21 protein-coding genes are annotated in these 22,086 nt (G+C 64.5%); 13 read left to right on the top strand and 8 right to left on the bottom strand.

Annotation, left to right across the window (positions count from 1 at the left end):
- Positions 1-31: 31 nt before the first annotated feature.
- A complete protein-coding gene (locus OA2633_RS11405) occupies positions 32-490 on the bottom strand; it encodes an Lrp/AsnC family transcriptional regulator (RefSeq protein ID WP_009802706.1) in 459 nt (152 codons plus the stop codon).
- Positions 491-600: 110 nt separating this feature from the next.
- Between OA2633_RS11405 and OA2633_RS11410 the strand changes: the two genes are divergently transcribed.
- Entirely contained in the window at positions 601-2,265 is a 1,665-nt protein-coding gene (locus OA2633_RS11410) for an aminotransferase class V-fold PLP-dependent enzyme (RefSeq protein ID WP_009802707.1), read from the top strand.
- Here OA2633_RS11410 and OA2633_RS11415 read toward each other — a convergent pair whose 3' ends face one another.
- A complete protein-coding gene (locus OA2633_RS11415; RefSeq protein ID WP_009802708.1) occupies positions 2,266-2,940 on the bottom strand; it encodes a Fe2+-dependent dioxygenase in 675 nt (224 codons plus the stop codon).
- A gap of 69 nt (positions 2,941-3,009) precedes the next feature.
- Between OA2633_RS11415 and OA2633_RS11420 the strand changes: the two genes are divergently transcribed.
- From OA2633_RS11420 to OA2633_RS11430, 3 genes are all read left to right on the top strand, one after another.
- Positions 3,010-3,852: a hypothetical protein gene (locus OA2633_RS11420; protein ID WP_009802709.1), complete on the top strand. Its 843-nt coding sequence runs from the start codon at positions 3,010-3,012 to the stop codon at positions 3,850-3,852.
- 139 nt (positions 3,853-3,991) lie between these two features.
- Positions 3,992-4,912 carry an alpha/beta fold hydrolase gene (locus tag OA2633_RS11425; RefSeq protein WP_009802710.1) on the top strand — a complete coding sequence of 307 codons (921 nt, stop codon included), beginning with the start codon at positions 3,992-3,994 and terminating at the stop codon, positions 4,910-4,912.
- Between the two features lie 16 nt (positions 4,913-4,928).
- The gene (locus tag OA2633_RS11430) at positions 4,929-6,839 is read left to right on the top strand and encodes an amidohydrolase family protein (protein WP_009802711.1); all 1,911 of its coding nucleotides are present in this window, start codon (positions 4,929-4,931) and stop codon (positions 6,837-6,839) included.
- A 159-nt stretch (positions 6,840-6,998) separates the two neighbouring features.
- On the opposite strand, the gene nth is transcribed toward OA2633_RS11430, so the two are convergent.
- Together nth and OA2633_RS11440 are read right to left on the bottom strand one after the other, a co-directional pair.
- Positions 6,999-7,691 carry an endonuclease III gene (nth, locus tag OA2633_RS11435; protein ID WP_009802712.1) on the bottom strand — a complete coding sequence of 231 codons (693 nt, stop codon included), beginning with the start codon at positions 7,689-7,691 and terminating at the stop codon, positions 6,999-7,001.
- Between the two features lie 38 nt (positions 7,692-7,729).
- The gene (locus OA2633_RS11440) at positions 7,730-8,449 is read right to left on the bottom strand and encodes a TerC family protein (RefSeq protein ID WP_009802713.1); all 720 of its coding nucleotides are present in this window, start codon (positions 8,447-8,449) and stop codon (positions 7,730-7,732) included.
- 125 nt (positions 8,450-8,574) lie between these two features.
- Here OA2633_RS11440 and OA2633_RS11445 point away from each other — a divergent pair, with 125 nt between their 5' ends.
- From OA2633_RS11445 to OA2633_RS11465, 5 genes are all read left to right on the top strand, one after another.
- Positions 8,575-9,012 (top strand): thioesterase family protein, encoded by a 438-nt coding sequence (locus OA2633_RS11445; protein ID WP_009802715.1) that lies wholly within the window; start codon positions 8,575-8,577, stop codon positions 9,010-9,012.
- An 80-nt stretch (positions 9,013-9,092) separates the two neighbouring features.
- Complete coding sequence (locus OA2633_RS11450; protein ID WP_009802716.1) at positions 9,093-10,382, top strand: hypothetical protein; 1,290 nt, start codon at positions 9,093-9,095, stop codon at positions 10,380-10,382.
- 63 nt (positions 10,383-10,445) lie between these two features.
- Positions 10,446-12,914, top strand: coding sequence for a DNA translocase FtsK (locus tag OA2633_RS11455; RefSeq protein WP_009802717.1), 2,469 nt, complete (start codon positions 10,446-10,448; stop codon positions 12,912-12,914).
- Between the two features lie 101 nt (positions 12,915-13,015).
- Positions 13,016-14,149: a hypothetical protein gene (locus tag OA2633_RS11460; protein ID WP_009802718.1), complete on the top strand. Its 1,134-nt coding sequence runs from the start codon at positions 13,016-13,018 to the stop codon at positions 14,147-14,149.
- A gap of 229 nt (positions 14,150-14,378) precedes the next feature.
- Positions 14,379-15,551, top strand: a complete 1,173-nt coding sequence (locus tag OA2633_RS11465; RefSeq protein WP_009802719.1) for a DUF418 domain-containing protein — start codon at positions 14,379-14,381, stop codon at positions 15,549-15,551.
- Positions 15,552-15,665: 114 nt separating this feature from the next.
- Here the strand turns inward: OA2633_RS11465 and OA2633_RS11470 are convergent, their stop codons facing one another.
- Positions 15,666-16,892, bottom strand: a complete 1,227-nt coding sequence (locus OA2633_RS11470; RefSeq protein WP_040613557.1) for an argininosuccinate synthase — start codon at positions 16,890-16,892, stop codon at positions 15,666-15,668.
- 132 nt (positions 16,893-17,024) lie between these two features.
- On the opposite strand from OA2633_RS11470, the gene OA2633_RS15515 reads away from it, so the two are divergent.
- Positions 17,025-17,561, top strand: coding sequence for a GAF domain-containing protein (locus tag OA2633_RS15515; RefSeq protein ID WP_009802721.1), 537 nt, complete (start codon positions 17,025-17,027; stop codon positions 17,559-17,561).
- Here the strand turns inward: OA2633_RS15515 and OA2633_RS15520 are convergent.
- On the bottom strand, positions 17,540-18,226 hold the full coding sequence (locus OA2633_RS15520; protein ID WP_009802722.1) for an SdpI family protein: 687 nt from the start codon (positions 18,224-18,226) through the stop codon (positions 17,540-17,542). The two genes, OA2633_RS15515 and OA2633_RS15520, sit on opposite strands and share 22 nt — an antisense overlap.
- Positions 18,223-18,507 (bottom strand): autorepressor SdpR family transcription factor, encoded by a 285-nt coding sequence (locus OA2633_RS11485; RefSeq protein WP_009802723.1) that lies wholly within the window; start codon positions 18,505-18,507, stop codon positions 18,223-18,225. Before OA2633_RS11485 ends, OA2633_RS15520 begins: the two co-directional genes overlap by 4 nt.
- A gap of 72 nt (positions 18,508-18,579) precedes the next feature.
- Between OA2633_RS11485 and OA2633_RS11490 the strand changes: the two genes are divergently transcribed.
- The 3 genes from OA2633_RS11490 to pyrF all read left to right on the top strand — a co-directional run bounded on the left by OA2633_RS11490 (position 18,580) and on the right by pyrF (position 21,655).
- Complete coding sequence (locus tag OA2633_RS11490) at positions 18,580-19,977, top strand: S9 family peptidase (protein ID WP_009802724.1); 1,398 nt, start codon at positions 18,580-18,582, stop codon at positions 19,975-19,977.
- Between the two features lie 94 nt (positions 19,978-20,071).
- Positions 20,072-20,905: an SDR family oxidoreductase gene (locus OA2633_RS11495; protein ID WP_009802725.1), complete on the top strand. Its 834-nt coding sequence runs from the start codon at positions 20,072-20,074 to the stop codon at positions 20,903-20,905.
- A 63-nt stretch (positions 20,906-20,968) separates the two neighbouring features.
- The gene (gene pyrF / locus OA2633_RS11500; protein WP_009802726.1) at positions 20,969-21,655 is read left to right on the top strand and encodes an orotidine-5'-phosphate decarboxylase; all 687 of its coding nucleotides are present in this window, start codon (positions 20,969-20,971) and stop codon (positions 21,653-21,655) included.
- Between the two features lie 78 nt (positions 21,656-21,733).
- Here pyrF and trxA read toward each other — a convergent pair whose 3' ends face one another.
- Complete coding sequence (gene trxA, locus OA2633_RS11505; RefSeq protein ID WP_009802727.1) at positions 21,734-22,054, bottom strand: thioredoxin TrxA; 321 nt, start codon at positions 22,052-22,054, stop codon at positions 21,734-21,736.
- Positions 22,055-22,086 lie beyond the last annotated feature (32 nt).

Here is a 22,086-nt window from a genome sequence, read left to right on the forward strand (position 1 = left end):
GGCCCGCCCTTTTTCGTGGCGCATTCTCGCTTCAGAGCGGCAGCTCGGTCGTGTTCTTGAGCGCTTCCATGGCGAAGGAGGCCGACACGTCAGACAGCGGTGCGATGGAGATCAGGCGCTTGTAGACTGCGTCATAGTCGGAAATCTCGGGCAGCATGATCTTCAGAAGATAATCCACATCCCCGCCCATGCGGTAGAACTCCACCACTTCGGGCATGCGCCGGACGCCTTTTGAAAACGCGTCCAGCCAGTCTGCATCGTGGCGACTGGTCTTGATGAATATGAACAGGGTGGTCTTCAGCCCCAGGGCGTCGGGATCCAGCAAGGTGACCTGTTTGTGGATCACCCCCTCTTCGGTCAGGCGCCGGATCCGGCGGGCGGTGGGCGTGGCGCTCAACCCGATGGCGTCCGCATAGTCCTGGACTGTCCGGTTCGCGTCTTCCTGCATCAGGCGCAGGAGTTTCTTGTCGTAGTCGTCAAGCGTCGCCATTTTGGCCCCTTTGAGTGTTTTTCTCCAGGATTCCGCCAATATAAGGGCGAAATTGGCGATTATCACTCCCGAAATTGGCGTTTGATGGGGGCAGTAGAAAGGCCCCTGGAATGACGAGTTCGACCCGCCCAGATCTGATTGCTGAGACGCGCGCCGCCCTGATTGGCGGGGATGGCGTTCTGCGCACGCCGTTTGGTCTCAAGCCTCTGGTATACGCTGATTATGCAGCCTCCGGGCGCGGAGATCGCCGGATCGAGGCCGAGCTCGAGCGCTTCCAGGCCATGTACGCCAATCCGCATACGGATGACAGCGCCACTGGACGAGAGTCGACGGGCTGGCTGAATCGGGCGGAAGCCCTGATCAAGGAGGCCCTGAATGCGGGTGAGGACGCTATCGTGCTCGCGTGCGGTTCAGGCGCAACGGGGGCGGTGGCGCATCTGCAGCAGATCCTGGGCGTGTTCGAGGCGCCGGCCACACGCGCCGCCAATCATGAGCGGATTGTCGAGATTCTGGGCGAGGCCGAGGCGGCGCGCGTGGAGCAGGAGATGCGCGCCCGCGCGCCGGTGGTGTTCGTCGGCCCGTATGAGCATCATTCCAACGAACTGACCTGGCGTGAGAGCCGCGCCGAGATTGTCCGTATCGGCCTTGATGAAGCGGGCGGGATTGATTTCGGCCAGCTCGAGCGCGCGCTCCGCGATCCGGCATATGCGGGTCGGCGCAAGATCGGCGCATTCTCCGCCGCGTCCAACGTCACCGGGGTGCGGACGGATGTGCCGCGGCTGGCCCGGCTGCTGCATGGGCACGGAGCGATCCTGTGCCTCGATTGCGCCGCCAGCGCACCCTATCTGCCTATCGACATGAACCCGGCGGACGGCGCCGATGCAGCGCCGGATGCGGTCTATTTCTCGCCCCATAAATTCATTGGCGGGCCTGGGGGGTGCGGAATCCTGGCGTTCAGGAGCGCGCTCTACCGCACCGACCTGCCGCCGACCCTGCCGGGCGGCGGTACGGTGACCTATGTGACGCCTGACCATCATGACTTCATCAGTGACATCACAGCGCGCGAACGCGCCGGCACGCCCGGCGTGATGCAGATGATGCGCGCGGCGCTGTCGCTGAAGGCTCTGGCGGATCTGGGGTATGACGAGATCGAGGCGCGCGAGCAGCGCGCACTCCAGCGCGCCTTCGCCGCCTGGAAAGACTGTGACGGCATAGAGATCCTGGGGCCGCAGGCGCCGGAGCGCCGCATCGGCATCGTCTCTTTCAATATCGCCGCAGGAGAGCGCGGAACCCTGCATCCACGCTTTGTGGCGACTTTGCTCAATGACCTGTTCGGCGTTCAGGCGCGCGCCGGGTGTTCCTGCGCCGGGCCCTATGCGCACCATCTGCTCAATCTGGACGAGGCGACGACGGGCGCGCATCGCGAGGCGGTGCTGTCAGGCTATGCGGGACTGCGTCCGGGCTGGTGCCGGCTCAGCCTGCACTGGGTGATGGATGAGGCCGAGATCGACTACCTGATCGAAGCGGTGCGCTTTGTCGCAGAGCATGGCGCAAAGTTCCTGCCGCTCTATGCCTTTAACGCCTCTACCGGGGCCTGGCGCATCCGCGAGCAGACCGAGGCCATGGGGCTGGCCGCCCGATCCGGCGGCCGCGCCATGCTGGCGCGGGCGCTGGAAGAGGCGCGCCTGCTCGCCCAGACCCTGGATCCCGAGCCCTGCTGCGGCTGTCTGCCGGAGAAGGTCGAACCCCTGCGTCGCTTCCTGGTGCCGGCCTGATCACCGCGCCAGACGACGGGTGAGGTTGGCGTAGAGCTTGGACACGGTCAGCATTTCAGGCGAATGCGGTCCGTATTGCGCGCTCAGGCTGGCGTGAAGATTCTCGAGATCAAAGAGCAGTTCGCGATCCCCGGCGTCCGGGATTTCGCTTTCCACCCAGCCCACGCAGACCCGGCGAACGCCCTTCGTCACTGGCGTGACGGCGTGCAGATAGGTGGACGGGTAGACGAAAATGTCGCCCGCCTGACCTTTCACCGCCTGCGTGGCTCCGGCCTGGTCGATGACCAGCTCGCCGCCCTCATAGCTCTCCGGATCGGACAGGAACAGGGTGAAGGAGACATCGGTCCGCATGCGGTCCACACCACGGCCCATGAAGGGATTGTCCACATGCGCGCCGTATTCACCGCCATCCGAAGTCTCGCTCACCAGCAATCGTGAGAACCGCCGGGGCCGGGCCGCGGCGGTGAAGACCGGATGGGTCTGCAGCGTCGTCTCCAGCAGGGTGCGCAATTTCTTGCCGGCGACGGAGCTGAGATCGGCTTGCCGATTGCGTTTGACCTCGCGCGCGACAGGACCGGCGGTCCGGGCGCCATCCTGCCAGCGGAGTTGTTCGAGCAAGGCCTGGGCTTCGGTCAGGCTTTCTGCACTCAGAATGCTACCGATTGTCAGATGCATGTTGACTTCCTGCGAGTGATTTGCAGTTTCTACTGTATCCTTCCAATATCTGGGTGAACAGGGGTTCGCATGAAACAGCAGTTCAAACGCGTCACGGCCATGGGGCTGGGCCTCGTGCTCACCGGGGGGCTCGTCTCCGCGTGCAATCCAGCCTCCGACAGCGAGACCGCAGCATCGGCCCAGCACGCTGCGGCGGACAGTCACGCCGCGCCCGAGACCGATCAGGCGGCGCCGCCGCCCGGCGTGACCGGCGAAGGCGAGGGCGGCATCGTCGTCGAGGATGCGTCTGAAGATCCGGTGGTCTATGGCTCGGCGCTGGCCGTGGCCGAGGCTCATGTGATCGCGGCGCGCGACGCCCACGCTGTCGGCGAGATTGATGCGGCGGGCGAGATGTTCGCCCACCCGGCCAGCGAAGTCCTGTTTGACATGGAAGACACCTTCCGCGAGCTGGGCGTGGAGCCGTTCGAGGATCTGTTCCTGGATGCCTCCGCGGCGGTCTTCAATGACGCCAGCCATGAAGAGATCGTGGAGCGAACGGACGCCATCATCGCCAGGCTGCGCGAAGCCATGACCTCAGCGCCCGACAATGGCGCGTCCGAGGCTCGCATCGCCGCCGGCATCGCCGCGGACCAGATCGACCGCGCCGTGGACATGTACCGGATCGCCCAGGACAACCCGGCCTACGGCCCGTATCTTGATGGCTATGGCTTCTATCATGCCGGCAAGACCGCCTTTGACGAGCATGAGGCGATGATCGAGAGCGAGCTGCCCGAGGCTGCGGCCCGCATCCGCGAGGCGCTGGCGCTGCTGGCGGACGCCTATCCGAGCGCCGCGCCGCAAGACAGCTATCCCGTGAACCGGGCCGAACTGAACACGGCCTCGACCCAGGCGACGCTGGCTGTTCTGCGCTAGACGTCGCACGCGCGTGCTCAACCCCCGGTGCGGCGATCCCGCACCGGGGGTTTTGTTTTGCGTTGAACCTGCATCCTCTCCGCTCCATGCTGGCCGGACAGGCCGCCATCAAAGAGCGGCATTATACGGGGAGACGCAGATGGATGCGCAGGCGAGTCTCGAGGCCTGGCGCGCCGCAGGCGCGTATTTCAACTATCGCGGATACGAGATCTTCTATCGCACCGGTGGAGACTGGGACGATGCGGACAAGCCGGTTCTTGTCCTGATTCATGGCTTCCCGACCGCCAGTTGGGACTGGGTGCGGCTCTGGGACCAGCTGTGTGCAGACTATCGGGTCGCCGCGCTCGACATGATCGGCTTCGGCTATTCGGACAAACCGGCGGACCATGCTTACTCCATCATGGACCAGGCGGATCTGCATGACGCCTTCTTCGCGCAATTGGGCATCAAGCGCTGCCACCTCTTCGTGCATGACTATGGCGATACGGTCGGTCAGGAATTGCTGGCCCGATATCTCGAGCAGGGCGAAGGCGCGGCGGTCGAGCTTTTATCGATCTGCTTTCTCAATGGCGGGCTGTTTCCCGAACAGCATCGCGCCACCCTGACCCAGAGGCTTTTGCATTCTCCCCTCGGTCCGGTCCTGTCGCGTCTGATGAACCGCGCCCGGTTCGCGAAGGGGCTGGGCGAGGTGTTCGGACCGGACACCCAGCCCTCAGAGGCGGAAATGGACGCCTTCTGGGCGCTTGCGATGGAGAAGGGCGGCATGCCGCGCATCGGGCACAAATTGCTGGGCTATATCGATGACCGGCGACAGCATCGCGATCGCTGGGTGGGCGCGCTGGTGAACTCGACGGTGCCCATGCGAGTGATTGATGGCGCGCTCGACCCGGTCTCGGGGGCCCATATGGTGGCGCGGTATCGCGAGCTTGTTCCGAACCCGGACACTCTGCTTCTTCCGCATGTCGGGCACTATCCGCACTGGGAGGACCCCAAGGCCGTGCTTGACGGATTTGTGAATTTCCAGTCCGCTACTCTCAAGGCTCGACAACAGAGCCCATAATCGGGAGGAGCACCTGATGACCCGGACATGGGACACGGTGATTGCGGGCGGGCTGGTGTTTGACGGAACCGGCGCGCCGCCTGTGGTGGAAGACATCGCGATCAAGGATGGGCGGATCGCGGCGCGCGGCGCCGATCTGGACCCGGAGCAGGCGGTCAGGGTCATCGAGGCGCAGGGCGCCTGGGTGATGCCGGGGCTCCTGGATATTCACACCCATCTCGATCTCGAAGTGGAGTTCGACCCCGCCCTCAGGGAAGTGGTCCGCCACGGCACGACAACGGTGCTGATGTCGAACTGCTCCCTCGGGCTGGCCTATGGCAATCAGCGCCGCAATGGCGAGGATCCGCTGGTCGATTGCTTCGCCCGGGTCGAGAACATGCCCAAGCCTGTTCTGCGCAAGGTGGCCGAGAAGGCGAGCTGGACCAGTTCGGCGGGGTATTTCTCTCATCTCGATGACCTGCCGCTTGGGGCGAACGTCATCCCGCTCATCCCCCATTCCATGCTGCGCGCCCAGGTGATGGGGCTGAACGGCTCGGTCAGCCGCACGGCCGGCGAAGCCGATCTGCGCGAGATGGAGACGCTGCTCGAACAGGCCATGACGGAGGGGTATGCGGGTTTTTCAACAGATTCCCTGCCCTTCCATTTCCTGTCCGAGGATCCCAACCGGCGGGTGAAGATTCCCTCCCAGTTCGGCCAGTACAATGAACTCAAGCGCCTGACGGCGATCCTGCGCAAGCATGACCGGATCTGGCAGGCGACCCCGCCCAAGGACAAGCCGCTGGCGGTGTTCCGGAACTTCCTTCTGACATCGGGGCGCCTGCATGGACGGCCGTTGAAGGTCACCGCTGTGGCGGCGCTCGATGTGGCGGCGAACAAGTCGCTCAAGCGTCTCGCCATGATCCTGAGCCATCTCTTCAACTCTCCCATCCTGAAGGGGCATTTCCGGTTTCAGGCGCTGGCCGCCCCCTTCAAGGTGTTCTGGGACGGACCGATCAACCCGCTGGCCGAAGAGATTCCGGCCCTGCGCGAACTCAATGAGCTGGATCTGGAGGATGTGGAGGGGCGCAAGGCGCTGCTGGCCGATCCGGGATTCCGGGACCGCTTTTCACGAATGTGGATGACCGGCAAGTCCGGGTTCGGGCTTGCGCGCCTGAAGCGCATGATGCGCATGGAGACGCTCGCCTTTGATCGTGATTTCGAGCAGATGATCTTTCATGCCGGCGGGCCGGATATCTGGACCGGTGAGAGCTTCCAGCAGGTGTTTGATCGCTACCGCGCCTGGCGGTCGGACCCTGCTTTCGCGCGCACCTCACGCGAGCAGGGCGTGTTCGAGCGACTGCCCGAGAGCGCCGAGACCGAGCCCGGCTTTATGCTGGCGCTGTTCTCCGAATTCGACCTCGGTCTGCGCTGGTGGACAGTGTCCGCCAATCGCGACCCGGAAGTAATCCGTGAGCTGATCAATCACCCGCTGACCCTGCCCGGTTTCAATGATTCCGGCGCCCATATCACCAACATGGCCTTCTATGACGGCAATCTGCGCGCTCTGAAACTGGCGCAGGAAGAGGGGCTGGAGCGCGTGACGAGCCAGATCCGTCGCCTGACCCGCGAGCCGGCGGATTTTCTGGGCGTTAAGGCGGGCCGGATCGAGATCGGCGATTGCGCCGATATCACGGTGATCGATCCTGACGCGCTTGAGGCCTATGATTCAGAAGCCAACAGCACCTTCATCTGGCGCGAGGATTACGGCCATGAGCAGATGGTCAACCGGTCTGACGGCGTGGTGAAAACCGTACTGGTGGCGGGCGAGCCGGTTTATGAGGCGGGGGAATTCACGCCTGCCGCCGGCCGCACTCCGCTGGGCCGCGCCCTGCGCCATGAAAGCTGGAGCGGCGGCCGCGCCAGATCCGAAGCCCTGGCGGCGGAGTAATAAACTCCAACGGCTTCAGGATGGAACGCCCACGCGCCCTCAGGGCTCGCAAGGGCGAATGCCCGCCCGCAGCGAAGCGAGGATCGACCGAGCGGAGGCGAGGGAGAACCAGAAAAGCCGAACCGCAGGTTCGCAAGCGCGCCCGCAGCGTCGCAAGGATCAAGGCGCCGGCGTCTTGTCCTTGAACTTGCAGATGTCGGCGATGGCGCAGCGCCAGCATTCGGGCTTGCGCGCCTTGCACACATAGCGGCCGTGCAGGATCAGCCAGTGATGGGCGCCCTTGAGGTATTGCGGCGGCGTGATCTGTTCGAGCCGCGCTTCCACCTCGTCGGGCGTCTTGCCGGGCGCGAGCTTCGTGCGGTTGCCGACGCGGAAGATATGGGTGTCCACCGCGATGGTGTGCTGACCGAAGGCCTCGTTCAGAACGACGTTCGCGGTCTTGCGACCGACTCCGGGCAGGCGGACCAGCTCGTCGCGGGTCTGGGGCACCTCGCCGTCAAACTCATCGAGGATCATCTGCGAGAGGGCGATGACATTCTTGGCCTTGTTGCGAAAGAGGCCAATGGTCTTGATGTGCTCGCGCACTCCGTCCTCGCCCAGGGCCAGCATCTTTTCGGGCGTGTCGGCGACCTTGAAGAGCTTGTCCGTGGCCTTGTTCACCCCGACATCGGTGGCTTGCGCGGACAACGCGACCGCCACCACCAGCGTGTAGGGGTTGGAGTAATTGAGTTCGGTCTGGGGCTCGGGGCGGTCCTCGGCGAGGCGCGCATAGAGCTCCTCGGCCTGCTCGCGGTTGAGCCCCGGCGTGCGGCGCTTGGACTTGGGCTTTTTCGGCTTGGGCGTCTGGGTCATGGGCTGGCGATAGCCTCCAACCCGTCTCCGCGCAAGCCTCAGGCCCTGGGCTTGCGATTGCGCCGGGCGAGGATGTTGAGCACTTCCACCAGCAGCGAGAAGGCGATGGCGAAGTAGATGTATCCGCGCGGAATATGGAAGCCGAGCCCGTCCGCGACCAGCGCCACGCCGATCAGGAGCAGGAAGGACAATGCAAGCATTTTCGTGGTCGGGTGTCGCGCGATGAAGGCCGCGACGCTGTCGGCGGCGAGTATCATCACCCCGATGGCGACCACCACGGCGGCGATCATGATCGGCAACTGGTCGGTCAGGCCCACCGCAGTGATGACGCTGTCGAGCGAGAAGACGATGTCGATGAGGGCGATCTGCACGATCACCATGGGAAGAAGGCCCGAAGCTGCGCTCTCATGGTCCTCGTCCTCGCCCTCCAGATCATGGTGGATCTCGATGGTGGATTTGGCGAGCAGGAAGCCGCCGCCCGCCAGCATCAGGATGTCCCGCCAGCTGAAGCCATGCTCGAACAGCTCAAACACCGGCTCGGACAGCTGTGCGATCCAGACGAGGCCGGCCAGCATGGCGATGCGGAAGCCGAGCGCCAGCAATAGGCCGAGCCGCCGCGCCAGGGACCGTTGCCCATGCGGCAGGCGCTCGGCCATGACGGCCACAAAGATGATGTTGTCCACGCCCAGCACGATCTCGAGAAAGGCGAGGGTGGCGAAGGAGGCCCAGACGGCCGGGTCGGTGAGGAACTCGATCATGGGCGCACTCTACTCTGAGGACCGCGACCGTTTGAAGACGGCGCGCAATCTGAAGCGGGCGGCTTTTCAAGCCGGCTTCCGAACGGCATAACGCGGTGCAGCAAACGCAGTTCCCGGAAGATCCCATGAAGCCCGAAGCCTATCGCCTGCAGCTTGAGACCTATCCTCTGGTCAACACAATCCCGAGCCGGTTCCAGGATCTCGATCCGCTGGGGCATATCAACAATGTCGCGATTGGCGCCTTCTATGAGGAAGGCCGGGGCAATCTCAATCGCAAGGCGTTTTCTCTGGAAATGCGCAAGACGCACGGCATGCGCATGGTGATCGCGGACGTGCATATCGCCTATCTCGATGAGGCGTTCTACCCCTCCGATCTCGTCGTGGGCTCCGGCATTCTGCGCATTGGCGGGTCGAGCTACACCATTGCTCAGGCCCTGTTTCAGGATGGGCGCTGCATCGGCGCCAGCGAGGCCGTGCTGGTGAACACGGATGGCAAGAAGCCCGCGCCAATCCCCCGGCAAGGTCGCGATGCGCTGGAATCGCTGATGATCAAGACCGCCTAGGCCCGTTTGTCGCGGCTTTTGCACCCTCCTGCCGTTTTGCAGACTTGCTTGCGCCATTTCCTCACGGTCAAACTGCCCTCATGAACGCACTGACCCTTTCGATCAGCGCGGCCGCCCTGCTTCTGGGCGCCGCGTTTCCCGCCTCGGCCCAGAGCCCGTCCCTGCTTGATGCCTCTCGCGCCCTGCGCGAGGAGATGCGCGCGGCCGCACAGATCGAGGACTTTGAAACCGCGCGTCGTCTGAACACTGCGGCGTTGTCGATCCAGCCGGGCCACTCCGCCCTGCTCAATAACGCTGTCCTGCTGGCGGGTTTCGCGGGGGATGTGGACGGGCAGTTCGCGGCTCTCGAAGCGATGGCCGCAGCGGGGCTGAGCTATGATCTCGAGGCCTCCGTGCGCAATCTGGTCGAGCTTGAGACGGCGGATGCAGAGCGCATCGCCGCCTTGCGCACGGCGTTTGCGGAGAATGCGACGCCGGTGGGATCAGCGCGGCTTGTGGCGTCTCCGCCCCTGGGCGACGCCCTAATCGAGGCTCTGGCTGTCGATAACGAGACCGAGCGGGTGTATCTGGGCGGCGTCGCGGAACGCCGGATTTACCGGGTTGAACCTTTTGCGCCGTCCGAGTTCGAAGTATTCGCGGGTGAGGACGATCCCATTGGTTCGATCTTCGGCCTGGCCGCGGATCGGGTGAATGGTCGGCTCTATGCGGTGGAGGGCGTGGTTCCCCAGACCCCGCTCGGCGAGGGTGAAACCCCCGGAACGGCGCTGCTGGCTCTGGATCTTGAAACCGGCGAGCTGATCGAGCGCTATACGATCGACGGCGCCGTGCGCATGGGCGATCTGACCGTGCGCGATGGCGTTGTCTTCGTCTCAGATGCCGACGGCGGCCGCATCTACCGACTGAATGGTCCGCGCGCCGAGCTGGAGCTTTACGCTGAAGATACGCGGTTCGCGTCGCTCCAGGGTCTGGCGCAAGCGCGCGGCGCGCTCTGGGTGGTCGACTATGCGCTGGGTCTGTGGCGGATCGATCCGGTGACCCGGCACGCGCATCTGCAACCCAGCCCCGAAAGCGCCAGCCTGATCGGCCTGGATGGCCTGGTGGCGGACCGGCTCGGGCGTTTGTTCGTGATCCGCAATGGCGCGGCCCCTGTTGGCGTGTTCGAGCTGGTGTTTGACGCGCAAAGCCGACTTGTCGGGATGGAGCCCGTGCTGACCGGCGATCCGCGGATCGGCGAGCCGACCACGGCGCGCGTCTCGGATGGCCGATTGTTCGTGAATGCGGATGCGCCCTGGGACCAGTTTCCTGAAGATGGCGCTGCGCCGGAAGGGCCACGCCGGACGCCGCAAATTCTCGCCGTTCCGATCCCGTAAAGACTGTGGTCGGTTAACGGCGATTAACCCGTCAGGAAGACTCTCTGAGGCAGTCTGGGAGCCATGACCATGGCCGCCGACCCTTCTGCTGATTCTGACGCGCCGGTGCGACGCAAGCCCGGCCTGATCGCCCGTGTGCGCACGGCGCTGATCGGGGCTTTGATGAGTGCTCTTGGCGTCTTCCTGATCCTGTCGACGCTGTCCCATAACCCGCTGGACCCCAGCCTGAATGTCGCCACCGGCCGCGCGCCGAGCAACTGGCTGGGCGCGCCGGGCGCGATCGCGTCCGACCTTCTGTTGCTGTTGATGGGGTGGGCTGGCGCTGCGGCTGCGCTGGCGATCCTCGCCTGGGGGCTGATCCTGCTGGCGCGGGGGCCGCGCGGTCGGTCCAAGACGGTCTCCACCTTCCGCTTTCTGGCGGGGCTGATCGGCATCTGTGGGTTCGCCATGGCGGTATCGGCGCTGCCTCTGCCTGTGAACTGGCCCTTTGGAGCCGGGCTGGGCGGGCTTGTGGGCGATGCGCTGCTGGGCGGCGTGCAGGGGCTGGCTGATGAGGTCAGCGCGCCGGGCGGTCGGGTGATCGCAGGCGCGTTGGGCCTGGTGCTGGCGGTGTTCGGCGTGTTCTTCTGCTTTGGCCTGACCGTGCGTGACCTGACCGCGGCGCGCGATGCGGCCGAGCTGGTCTGGGCGACTGTGCGTGTCTGGATCGATCAGGCGATCGGGGCCATTCCGCGCGCCTGGGGGCGCGGCGAGATTGAAATCGAGACACCGCCAGAGCCTGATGGCCGCGCGGAAACCGCGCCCGCATTTCTCAAACGCAGCCGCGCCCCTGATGGTGCGGCCCGCAAGGCGCCGCGCATCAATCGCGACCCGGTCGAGGTCGAGGCTGATGAGGATGACGACGACATGCCCGACACCGGCGCGCCGGCGCGTCCGAACCCGGTGAAAGTCGCGCGCAAGAAAAGCGTCAAGGAATCCGACCGCGAAGCGCGCGAGATGCAGGGGGCGCTGCCCTTCAGCGACAATAGCTCCGGTTTCGAACTGCCGCGCCTTGACCTTCTGGCGCCCGCCCCGCCGCGCGCGGACACCGTGGACGCCGAGGCGCTGGCCCAGAACGCCGAGTTGCTGACCGGCGTGCTGGCGGACTTCGGCGTCAAGGGCGAAGTGGTTCAGGTGCGCCCCGGTCCGGTCGTGACGCTCTACGAGCTGGAGCCCGCGCCGGGCGTGAAGACCAGCCGGGTGATCAATCTGGCGGATGACATCGCCCGCTCCATGGCGGCCGTGGCCTGCCGGGTGTCGGTGGTGCCGGGGCGGAACGCCATCGGCATCGAGCTTCCCAATCAGCATCGTGAAACCGTCTTCCTGCGCGCGCTGCTCGCTTCGCGTCATTTCGAGACGGCGAAAGCCGAGCTGCCCATGGCGCTGGGCGAGACCATTGGCGGCGAACCCTTCACCGCCGATCTCGCCAAAATGCCCCATCTCCTGATCGCGGGGACCACCGGGTCGGGCAAGTCGGTGGGCGTGAACGCCATGATCCTGTCGCTCTTGTACCGGCTGCCGCCGGAAGAGTGCCGACTGATCATGATCGACCCGAAAATGCTGGAATTGTCGGTCTATGACGGCATCCCGCATCTTCTCAGCCCGGTGGTGATCGATCCCAAGAAAGCCGTCGCGGCGCTGAAATGGACCGTGCGCGAAATGGAGTCGCGCTATCTGAAGATGTCCAAGGTCGGCGTCCGCAACATGAAGGGCTTCAACGAGAAGGCCCGCGAGGCGCGAGAGGCGGGCGAGGTGCTGTCGCGCACCGTGCAGACCGGCTTTGATCGCGAGAGCGGCGAGCCGGTGTACGAGACCGAGACGATCGAGCCCGATCCCATGCCCTATATCGTCGTGGTGATCGACGAGATGGCCGACCTGATGATGGTCGCCGGCAAGGAGATCGAGGGCGCGATCCAGCGACTGGCGCAGATGGCGCGGGCGGCGGGCATCCATCTGATCATGGCGACCCAGCGGCCGTCCGTGGACGTGATCACCGGCACCATCAAGGCGAACTTCCCGACCCGCATCAGCTATCAGGTCACCTCCAAGATCGACTCGCGCACCATTCTGGGCGAGCAGGGCGCCGAGCAGCTTCTGGGCATGGGCGATCTTCTCTACATGGCCGGCGGCGGCCGCATCCGGCGCCTGCATGGCCCGTTTGTCTCCGACCGGGAGGTCGAGGATGTGGCCAATTTCCTCAAATCCCAGGGCGCGCCGGAATATCTCGACGCCGTCACCGAGGATCTGGATGAAGAGGGCGGCGAGGGCGGTCTGGATCTTGTGGGCGGCGGTTCCGGCGATGACCTGTTTGACCAGGCGGTCGCCGTTGTGGCGCGGGATCGCAAGGCCTCCACGAGCTATATCCAGCGTCGTCTGCAGATCGGCTATAACCGCGCTGCGACCCTGATCGAGCGGATGGAGGATGAGGGCATGATCGGCCCCGCCGACCATGCCGGCAAGCGCGAGATCTTCCTGCCTGAACACGGCGATTAGGCCGGTTATTTCACCGTTAACTCTGTTGGCCGCTTTCGCTGGCGCAGCACGGGTCTTTCCCGCACTCTGGACCGTCGAGTGGGGTAGGAGCGGGCTTATCTATGTTCAGTCGCCGTCCATATGATCTCAAAAATCTCATGCGCGGCGGCGCCTCGCCGCGGGTGCTTGATCTGTACGGCCTGCACAAGCGCTTCCCCGATCTCGCCCAGACGCCGAATCCGCTCTTCCGCCATCGCGGGCTGAACCGCTGTTTCCTGATCAAGCACAATCTGCGCCGCAATGAGCGCTCGCTGGTGCGGTCGGGCCGCAATATCGTCACCAAGCTGGTGCTGCCGATCGATCCGCGCGATCCGGGCGCGGGCGCGTTCTGGACCTTCATCGAGGCGCCCAATCTGGAAGCCTGGCTTGAAGAGGCGCTGGGCCGGGACCGCAATCTCTATGAGGAAGAATTCTCAGAGGATGTGCGCACGCTGTCGCGGCTGAAATCGGCCCCGGCGTTCGACCCGTTCCTTCTGGAGGCGCTGTTTCCCGAGCGCGAACTTGACCCGCGCTATTTCACCATGGCCAAGGCTGACGAGGCCGAGTTCAAGATGTTCGCCGCTCGCCATATGGCTGATATTTCCGCCAAGGCGCTGGGTGAAACCAGCACCCGCAAGCGACCCGAGCGCTTGGCTGCCGTCCTGTTCAACGCCAAGAGCCACGCCCAGCGTGAAGACCTGCGCAACGCCCTGCGCATGGACCCCGAGGATTTCACCGTCGGCGTCTTCGGCTGGAAGGGGCTCCTGTATTACTTCTGGCGCATGAACGTCATTACCGAGGGATTGGCGGGCTTCCTGCGCGATCTGGCGCGGCTCGAGAAGGAGGACGCCTCCGCGCCCTTCCGTCCGCTGGCGGCGCCCATCAGCCGTATCCGCCGATCGGTGCGCCTGCGCTGGGAAGACCTCAAGGCGGGCCGCGAGAACTATTATCGCGTCGTTTCGGCCTTCCTGGATGATGGCGACCCGATCGCCATGCGCATGCTGTTGCTGAAGGCGCCGAACCTGTTCAGCCGGATCGGCGATGATGTGGGCTCGCTGACCCATCTCACCACCTACTGGAATTACTGGCGGCGCCAGCGCGGCGAGGGGATCATCCGCCACGAAATGGCGACCACGCTCCTGCCTGATCTGGCAGGCGACATCGCCCGCGATCTCGACGACGACATGCCCCTCTATCTCAAGCGCGGCGTGGCCTAGCCCGGTTTTCCTGTCCATCTCAAAATGTCATCCCCCGCTTAATGCAGGGGATACATGCCCGTTGCCGTGATCACAGGTCACGACATGGGTTCGCCGGATGAACCGGCGAACGCCAGGATTTCAGGACCGCTTTTTACCTTGAGAGCTGAGACCCGGGCTTTGCGTCGTGCTTGGCCCGCCGCTTGCAGACACCTTGATGAAACGTGAACGCGTTTATGGAGGTGTGCCAATGCGAGATCGGATCCGGGTTCTGGACGCTTTGCGCGGTTTTGCCGTGCTGGGGCTTCTGATTGCTCACTTCCCTTCGACTGGCGGGACGAACTTTGCGTTCTCCGACCCGCGTCTTCTGGGCGAAGGCCCGATGGCGATGGGCTTGTGGGCGACGCAGGCGGTGTTCATCGATGCGGTGATGCGCGGCGTGTTCGCCAGCCTGTTCGGCGCCTCCATGGCGATCCTGCTCTTTGGCTCAGGCGATCCGCTGACCCGCAGGGCGGGCTTTGTGATCCGCTGTATCGGCCTGTTCGTGCTGGGCGTTGTGCATATGAGCCTGCTGGCCTGGTCGTCTGATATTCTGGCGATCTACGCCGTCGCGGGCATGGGCGTGCTGATCCTGTCCTGGCTGCCGCCGCGTTATCTCTTCGCTTGCGCCGCTGTGGGCTGGGCCGTGGTGGTCTTCTATGCGGGCTATCGCGAGATCGGGACCGAAACCCCCAGCTATGCCGAGATGATGGCGGTGCAGACCTTCCACGCCGAGGGGTATTGGCCGCACGTTCAGGCCTCTGTTCAGACCTGGATCGCGATGATGACCAACGCCTCCGTCCTGGGACGGATCGCGGAAGCGGGCGGCTATATGCTGCTGGGTCTGGGGCTGATGCGCTCGGGCGCGTTGAACCTGTCAGGCGAAACCCTGCGTCGCGTGGTGCTGGTGTCAGGTCTTGTGGGGATTCCGCTGGCGCTCGGCACGGCGATCCATGGCGCGCTGGCGGGCTTTGTCTTTGATGTCAGCCTGCACCCGGTCATGCGCTTTTCCAAACCCTTCATCGTGATCTTCCTGCTGTCCGGTTTCGTGCTCGCCATGCGTGCGCCCATGTTTGCGCAGGTCAGCAAGGTGATCTTCGAGCCGGTCGGGAAGATGGCGCTGACCGGCTATATGGGCAGCTCGCTGATGATGCTTTGGCTGTTCACCGGCTTTGGCCTCAATCTCTACGGCCAGTTCGATCGGGTCGCCCTGTGGGGGCTGATGATCCCGGCCGGCGGTTTTGTGATCCTCGTCTGCAATCTCTGGCTTTCCCGCTTCAGGCAGGGGCCGATGGAGAAATTGCTGCGCGTGTTCATCGATAGCGGGACGGCATTGATCATGCCGGTCATCAAGCCCCGCTCACGGACCCTGCCGGCGGAGTAGATGCCTGGCGGGGCGTTGAGGGGCGCCCCCGCCGCATCGTTTCAATCTCTGTTGGCGCGTGCGTCCCCGGCTACTGGGTGCCGGGGACGCATCGATTCCAGGGCTTGCAGAGCCCTAGTCGTTCTCGCCGAGGCGATGCTTGCGCTGGGCGATCAGCTTCAGACGCAGGGCGTTCAGGCGAATGAAGCCTTCGGCGTCCTTCTGGTCGTACACATCGTCTTCCTCGAAGGTGACGTGCTCGAGCGAGTAGAGCGAGTGCGGGGAAGACCGGCCCACGACCAGCACATTGCCCTTGTAGAGCTTGAGGCGCACCTCGCCGGTCACATGGCGCTGGGAATGGTCTATGGCGGCCTGGAGCATTTCGCGCTCGGGGCTGAACCAGAAGCCGTTGTAGACGAGCTTGGCGTATTTGGGCATCAGCTCGTCCTTGAGGTGCATGGCGCCGCCATCGAGGGTCAGCTGTTCGATGCCGCGATGGGCCGCCATCAGGATCGTGCCGCCGGGCGTCTCATAGATGCCGCGCGATTTCATGCCGACAAAGCGGTTCTCGACCAGATCCAGACGGCCAATGCCGTGCTTGGCGCCCAGTTCGTTGAGTTTGGTCAGGATCGTCGCCGGGCTCATCGCCTCGCCATTGATGCTGACCGCATCGCCGCGCTCAAAGCCGATGGTGACGTATTCGGGCTGGTCGGGCGCATCCTCGGGGTGCTGGGTGCGCAGGCAGACCTCGTTGAAGGCCTCTTCGGCCGGGTCTTCCAGCATCTTGCCCTCTGAGGAGGTGTGCCACAGGTTCGCATCCACCGAGAACGGCGCTTCACCGCGCTTGTCGGACGGGACCTCGATGCCGTTCTCTTCGGCATAGGCAATGAGTTTGGTGCGGGAATTGAGATCCCATTCGCGCCAGGGCGCGATCACTTTCAGGCTGGGATCCAGAGCCGCCACGCCCAGCTCGAAACGCACCTGGTCATTACCCTTGCCGGTGGCGCCGTGGGCGACGGCGTCCGCGCCGGTTTCATGGGCGATCTCGACAAGGCGCTTGGAGATCAGCGGCCGGGCGATGGAGGTGCCCAGCAGGTACTGGCCTTCATACACGGCGTTGGCGCGGACCATCGGGTAGACGTAATCGCGCACGAATTCCTCGCGCAGGTCATCGATATAGATGTCCTTGATGCCCGCCTTTTCCGCCTTTCGTCGCGCCGGCTCCAGCTCTTCGCCCTGACCGAGGTCAGCGGTGAAGGTCACCACTTCGGCCTGATAGGCGTCCTGCAGCCATTTGAGAATGACCGAGGTGTCCAGCCCGCCCGAATAGGCGAGCACGATTTTCTTGATGTTCTGGCTCATGGCGCGTCCCGGCATGAAAGGTTGTAAACGGCCGGCAACTTAGACCCTGCCGCACTGCAGCGAAAGCGTCAGGTGCTTTACGGACTCAGAAACCTATGTGTGCAGTCTGGGCTGAGAAAAAGGAGCCCGCTTATGTCTGAGACCCCCACAGGGGCGTGCTGCTCGATCATTGCCGATCCGTCTCGGGTGGATGCCGTCAGGACGATTTCAGACGCAAATCCAGATCCGCGTGAAGATCTGGATACGCTCGCACGTCTGACGGCGTTCGCCTTCAAGGCGCCGATCTGCGTGATCTCGCTGGTCAGCGATACCCGTGTTCGCTTCGTCGGCAAGTTCGGACTGGACGCCTGCGAGGTGGCGCTGGATGAATCCCTGTGCACGCAAGTGATCTGCCGGGACGGGCCTGTCGAGGTCCTGAACCTGTCGACCGATCCGGAGCTGTGCGACCATCCGGTTGCTGTCGGCCCGCCGTTCGTGCGCGCCTATTGCGGCCAGCCCCTGCTCTCGCCGGAGGGGCTGAATATCGGCGCCGTTGCAGTGGTCGACACCGCACCCTTCTTCCGCTTTACGGACGAGGATCGAGAGGCGCTGAAGGCTGCGACCGAGACCGCGCGTCGTCTGCTGTTCGGGAATCGTCTGCAGTCCGCTCAATCCGAAGCGGCGGAATAGGTGTCCCGGTCCGGATCGTTCTTCCAGACCCAGTAGGACAGGCCCACGCTGACCCCGGCCAGTGTGGTGACCGTGACGCCGAGAACCGTGAACGCGACCGTTGGCGGCGTCAGCAGAAAGCTGAGCGCGGAGATCGCGCCGCCGCCCATCATCAAACGCCCGCCCCATCGATGGGTGACGTCCCATGACTTGTCCGAGGACAGGGTCCAGGGCGTGCGGATGCCGATCAGCCAGTTGGGGCGTGTCTTGGACAGGACATTGCCCAGCACCGCCAGAAGCACGGCGCAGGCGAAACCGATGAAGGGGCCGGGCGTCTGAGCGCTCTCGATACGTTCGAGAGCCGTCAGCGTGATCAGGGCCTGTGCGGCCGCCATGACCCAGATCACCCCGGACCAGACCGTCAGGACCGCAGGCTCGGAACGGCGGATGTTCTCGCCGCGCGGGTCGATCAGCGGCATCAGGCTGAAGAGGGCGCAGATGAAGAGCGTCATCGCGGGCAGGAGGACGAACCCCTCCAGCTTGCCGCTCATGCGATCGGGCGCGCCGTCGAGACCGAAATGCACGGGGATCGGCGCGTCCGGGGCGGTTCCGAGCCAGCCCCAGATCGAGAGGGCCAGCATCAGCGCGAAGGGCGGCAAGGCGTAAACGAGGCCTTTGCGGATCATTTCGGGACCTCCTTGCTGGAGCCGGTGGTCTTGAACAGGTCCATCATCAGCGCCATCAGCTCTTCCGCGACGCTGACATTGAGGCGGTAGCGGATCTGGTTTCCGGTTCTTTCCGCCTGGATCAGGCCCGCATCCTTGAGCGCCGCGAAATGGCGCGACATGGTGGGCTTGGCGACATCGAACCGGTCCGCCAGCGCCCCCGCTGTCATCGGCCCGTCGCGCAGCAGGCGCAGGACTTCACGGCGCACGGGGTGGGCCAGGGCGGAAAAGACATCACTCATCGCCAAGTATTTAGCCTAGACGCTAATTAGCGTCAATGCTAAGGCTGGGTCAGCCAGAGATGGAGATCCGCCATGAAAGCCGTCAGCCTCGCCCTTCTCCCCTTCGCCCTGATGCTTGCGGCCTGTGATGCGCAAGCGCCCGCGGCGCCGACGCCTGAAGCGTCTGACGCCGCACAGGACGAGGAGGCCTTGCCCGCCGATCCGGGCTTTGAAGGCGACTGGGCCGGGGTGCTCGACGCCGGGGTGCGCACGCTGAATCTCGAGCTGGATATCGACCTGTCCGGCGCGGCGCCTGCGATCACGATGATCTCGGTGGATCAGGGCGGGGCGCGCGTGCCCATGGACATCGTCCGGTTTGACGGGACGCATGTGCACTTCTCAACACCCGGAATGGCGCTTCAATATGATGGCGTGCTGGAAGACGGGGTGATCACCGGGACCTTCAATCAGGGCGGGCTGAGTGCGCCTCTGGTGTTCGAGCGTCCCGCTGATGGTCAGGACGAAGCCTCGGCGGCTGACGTCCATGGCGAAGGCGAGGTGGTCGAGATCGCCCTGGCGGAGGGTCATCTGGAAGGCGTGATCAGTATGCCGGAGGCGCCCCGTGCAGGCCTGGTGCTGATCAGCGGATCAGGCCCGCAGGACCGGGATGGCAATATCGCCGGGCATCCGGTCTATGCCGCCATCGCCGATGCGCTGGCTGAAGCGGGCATGGCGAGCCTGCGCTATGATGATCGCGGCGTGGGCGGGTCTGATGCGCAGGCGCCGCTTGCGCCCGCCGAGCTTGCCGATGACGCGGTGCGGGCGCTCGACGTGCTCAAGGCGCAGACCGGGCTGTCCTGCGTGGGGTATCTCGGTCATTCCGAAGGCGGGTATCTGGCGCTGCTGGCGGCGAACGAGTCCGATGCAGACTTCGTGATCTCGCTCGCGGGGCAGCATCAGGATATGGAAACGCTGCTCTATGATCAGTCCGAAGCGCTGATCCGGGCGTCCGGGCAGGGCGATGCGGCGGTCGAGGCCAATCGCGTGCGTCAAAGAGCCGTGTTCGAAGCGATCGCCAATGCCGCGCCGGGCGAGGCGCCGGCGGCGATCGAGGCGGCGCTGATTGAAGGCGGTCTGCCCGAAAGCTTCGCCCGTCAGCAAGCGGCCATGTGGGGCCAGCCCTATGCCGTGGCGATGTTTGACGGCGATCCGGCGGCTGCGGCCGCCGCCTTTGAGGGGCCTGTGCTTGGGCTCTTTGGCGAGCGCGATCTTCAGGTCTTGCCCGAAAACGCCCAGGCGGCCCTGCTGGAGGCGCGTGGCGACAAACCCACCCGCACCGTGATCGTCCCGGGCGTGGATCATATCTTTGAAGACAGCGAAACCGGCTCGCCTCAGGAATACGGCGCGGCGGGCCATGCCCTGTCGCCCACGGCCCGAGCCATGCTGGCGGAGGAAACCCGCGTCCTGATCGATCAGGCGTGCACGGACTGATCAGACCGGGACAGCGAGCGCACTAGTTCTGGACAGAGCCGGGCGATGCGGTCACCTTTTGCACCTCGTGAGAGATCAAAGGATTGGAGATCACATGGCCCGTCGTCTCGCTCTTGTAACTGGCGCATCCTCCGGCATTGGCGCGGCCTATGCGCGCGAATTCGCGCGCCGGGGCTGGGATCTGGCGCTGGTCGCCCGGCGCGAGGACCGGCTCAAGGACCTGGCCGAGGAGCTGAAGGCTCAGTTCGGCGTGGACAGCCTTGTGATTGCAGCGGACCTGTCAGAGCCTGATGCGCCGGAGACCATCGTCAAGACGATCCATGACCAGGGGCGCATCATTGACGGCCTCGTCAACAATGCCGGCGTGGGGCGTCCGGGCGCCTTCGTAGACCTGAGCTGGGAGGATCAGGCCCAGTTCATGGAATTGATGGTCACCAGCTATCTCAAGCTGATGCACCTGGTCGCCAAACCCATGGCCGAGCGCGGCTATGGCCGCATCATCAATATCGCCTCGGTCTCCGCCCTTCTGCCCGCCGCCAACGCCCATACCCGCTATTCGGGCACGCTCTATCCCGGCGCGAAAAGCCTGCTGATCAAGGTGTCCGAAGCTTTGGGGCTCGAGCTCAAGGATCGTAATGTCCACGTCACCGCCGTGGCCCCGGGCTATACCTGGTCGGAGTTTCATGATGTGAACGGCGCGCGCAACACTGTTTCCAACCTGCCGTCGTTCTGGATGCTGACCGCCGAGGATGTGGCGGTGTCCGGCTATGACGCGGTCGAGCGCGGCGTGCCGCTGCGTGTGCCGGGGGCGTGGTACAAATTCCTCGTCGCCATGTCGCGCGTCCTGCCCGATCCGGTGGGCCAGGCCATCATGCGCATGCAGGAAAAGCGGATGGTCGCGCAGGCCCGGGCCAACGCCGCATCCTGACGCTTGATCGTGCGCGCGCAGCGGTCTAGGCCGCTGCGACCGTCTTTGACCTGGGGGATGACCATGACCGACCGCCGCCTGATCACCGCCCTCGACCTGCCCACCACCAATGACGCCGAAGCGCTGGTGGAGACGCTTGGAGAGGCCTGCGCGCACTACAAGATCGGCCTCCAGCTTCTGCCCATTGGCGGCATGGATCTGGCGCGCTCTCTCAAGGCGCGCGGCCATGACGTCTTCCTCGACTTCAAGCTCCACGACATCCCGGCCACGGTGGAGAAGGCGACCCGCTCGATCACCCAGGCGGGGGCGGATCTTCTGACCGTGCATGCCGAACCGCCGGTAATGCGCGCGGCTGTGGAAGGCCGGCAAGGCTCTGATCTCAAGATTCTCGGCGTCACCGTGCTGACCGCCTATGACGACGCCATGCTGACCCAGATGGGCTATGCCTATGGCGCGCGCGATCTGGTGATGCGGCGCGTCGACCAGGCGCTCGATTGCGGCGTGGACGGCGTGGTCGCCTCGCCGCAGGAAGCCGAAGCCATCCGGGCGCGCGTTCCCGATGATTTCCTGATCGTGACGCCGGGCGTACGCCCGGCTGGCGCAGAACTGGGCGATCAGAAGCGCGTGGCGACGCCCGAAGCCGCGCTGAAGGCTGGCGCCACGCATCTGGTGGTGGGCCGCCCGATCAGCCAGGCCGATGACCCCTTCGCCGCGGCGCAAGCCCTTGCGGACGAGATGGCGAAGGCCTGACCCAGGTCCTTTTTTGCAAAAGAAAAACCCCGGAAGCCGCGCTTCCGGGGTTTTCTGATTTTCAGAAAAGATCGGAGCCTAGACGGCTTCGTTGATCCATTCCTCGATCTTGGACTTGGCCATGGCGCCGACCTTGCGGCTGACTTCCTCGCCATTCTTGAAGATCAGAAGGGTCGGGATGCCGCGCACGCCATACTTGCTGGGGGCCATCGGGTTCTCGTCGATATTGACCTTGGCGATGGTCAGCTTGCCGGCCTTTTCGCTGGCGATCTCTTCGAGCGCCGGACCGATCTGCTTGCAGGGGCCGCACCATTCCGCCCAGAAGTCCACCAGCACCGGGCCGTCAGCCTTCAGCACGTCATTTTCAAAAGTATCGTCGGTAACCGCCTGGGTCGCCATGAGCCTTGCTCCTTACCAATAAACAACACGCA

Origin of the sequence: Oceanicaulis sp. HTCC2633 (assembly GCF_000152745.1) — a bacterium.
In the GTDB taxonomy this organism is placed as follows: Bacteria; Pseudomonadota; Alphaproteobacteria; order Caulobacterales; family Maricaulaceae; genus Oceanicaulis.